Raw genomic sequence first — 1663 nt, 5'->3', positions numbered from 1 at the left:
TCGCATTGCTGTAATGTTCGGCTACCTATTAGGTGCTGCTAGAGACCCACACTCCAACCAAAGTCTGGAGAGCATCCTTGCGCCTTGGAAAAAATGGTCCGAGATGCTGTCAGAAGCAGCTGAAGCATCCCAACTCCGATCAGAGCTGCAAAGAACAGTCAATGTGGTGATTGAGCTTGCTACTAAAGATCGTGAATTCAGAAGTCGAAGAGGGCTTAACGAGCTAGCCTTTAAGCGTATTGAGCTAGTCGGAGAAATTAATTTCGCATAACATTCTGATGCGAGCAATGAGATATCGCCCAGTCCTTAGCGAATCAATTCCATGTTAATTTACTTCTGGAATTGAATTCGCTAAGGATATTACCCATACCGCCGAGGATCCCAGTAATACTCTACTCGGAAAACTTTCATGAGATGAATTTCCCAAAATTCCTTAGACGCATTAAGTTTGCTACTGGCCGATTTCTGCCTTTCGTCTCCGTCAATTTCGAGTCGATTGCTGCCTTTTGTGATAGGCAGTAATCGACAGATAAATTAGGCAGCTTGCCGCATTGAATGGACAGCACAATCGATCCATGCTGCCCCTGCTCTCGCCAGTTCACGCGTTTTCCCTTCGCTTATGCCGTAGTACTTGCCAACCCGGACCATGGTCCATTTGGTACCGTAGTACAGCCAAATAATATCTCCCATTTGCTGATCCCTATGCGCAAGTCTGGCCACCGCATTGTCGATGGCCATTGCCCAATCGTCGGTGATGCAATAATTTTGGCTCGGCGACACTTGCGGCATCGCCTGGCGCATCAGAGCAAAGGTCGGTGAGGTGTAATTTGGTATCCCTGCCCCGTCCATTCGCCACCATCCCCACTGTTCCAACAAGTACTCGGTGTCTCCTAATGGTCGGCCTGCCGGCTTACGAATCATCATGCATTCAATCCCCTGTGTAATTTGATCCGCCGGCACCGCGACGGTTGTTCTGTTGGTAGCACTCGGCTGGGCCAGATATCGACGAGCCCTGCTGGAGCACTGCAATTTCGCGTTGAGCCCACTGCAATTTGAAGCTCAACTGCGTCACCAATTCGTCCGAAGAAAGTACCACTCTGCTACCCAAAACTACCCAACCGGAGCCGTTGCAATCACTGCAAACCAGCTCATAAAAAACGCCCTGCACCACCGCTTTTCCTTTGCAGGCCGGGCAAGGCTCCAGCTCGATCCGCTCTCTCTTAAAACCGAAGCCTTGCCCTTTTTTCATGTTTCAAATCCTCGCCTATGGTTGATTCTTGAGTGGCCGTGCAGCCCTTATTCTCTGTGGCTTCCAGCGCATTACCGGAATCTCCAGATCTAACGTTGGTCAACATATGAATCTGCTCAAATCCCTTCTGATCTAGATGCGCGTGCCACTGCTCCAGGGCATCACGCTTGCGCCCCATCACGTCCGACTGGATGTACACCTTCACGTTGTGACCCATCGCGTGGTTGATCAGCAGCTCACCAATCAGGTGGTCAATGCCGAGGTCGGCCCAGCCGGTACGTGCCAACTTGCGCAAGTCGTGACTGGTCCACTCGCCCTGCCCCAGCCGAACGAATACGGCACTCGCCTGCCCTTCACTGAGTGCCTTGCCGTTACGAGACGGGAACAGGAATTGACCGTAATACCCTTTGGCCC

At 51.4% G+C, this 1663-nt stretch carries 4 protein-coding genes; 1 reads left to right on the top strand and 3 read right to left on the bottom strand.

Going from position 1 to position 1663, the window contains the following annotated elements; all coding sequences use genetic code 11:
- A partial coding sequence (locus AC1DVH_RS30770) for a hypothetical protein (protein WP_477756967.1) occupies positions 1 to 271 on the top strand: 271 nt, incomplete at its 5' end.
- 263 nt (positions 272 to 534) lie between these two features.
- Here AC1DVH_RS30770 and AC1DVH_RS30765 read toward each other — a convergent pair.
- The 3 genes from AC1DVH_RS30765 to AC1DVH_RS30755 form a co-directional block, all read right to left on the bottom strand.
- Positions 535 to 924: an antiterminator Q family protein gene (locus AC1DVH_RS30765; protein WP_477756966.1), complete on the bottom strand. Its 390-nt coding sequence runs from the start codon at positions 922 to 924 to the stop codon at positions 535 to 537.
- A gap of 4 nt (positions 925 to 928) precedes the next feature.
- Positions 929 to 1249, bottom strand: a complete 321-nt coding sequence (locus AC1DVH_RS30760; protein ID WP_477756965.1) for a hypothetical protein — start codon at positions 1247 to 1249, stop codon at positions 929 to 931.
- On the bottom strand, positions 1221 to 1663 hold a 443-nt coding region (locus tag AC1DVH_RS30755), incomplete at its 5' end, for a site-specific integrase (protein WP_477756964.1). The genes AC1DVH_RS30760 and AC1DVH_RS30755, both read right to left, overlap by 29 nt.

The sequence above is a fragment of the Pseudomonas sp. P4_C3 genome, assembly GCF_056402075.1.
This window is presented reverse-complemented; position numbering and strand designations above follow the sequence as displayed.

Excerpts from the sequence above, each read along its gene's own strand:
- AC1DVH_RS30765 (WP_477756966.1), bottom strand. The coding sequence starts at position 924 with ATGATGATTCGTAAGCCGGCAGGCCGACCATTAGGAGACACCGAGTAC.
- AC1DVH_RS30760 (WP_477756965.1), bottom strand. The coding sequence starts at position 1,249 with ATGAAAAAAGGGCAAGGCTTCGGTTTTAAGAGAGAGCGGATCGAGCTG.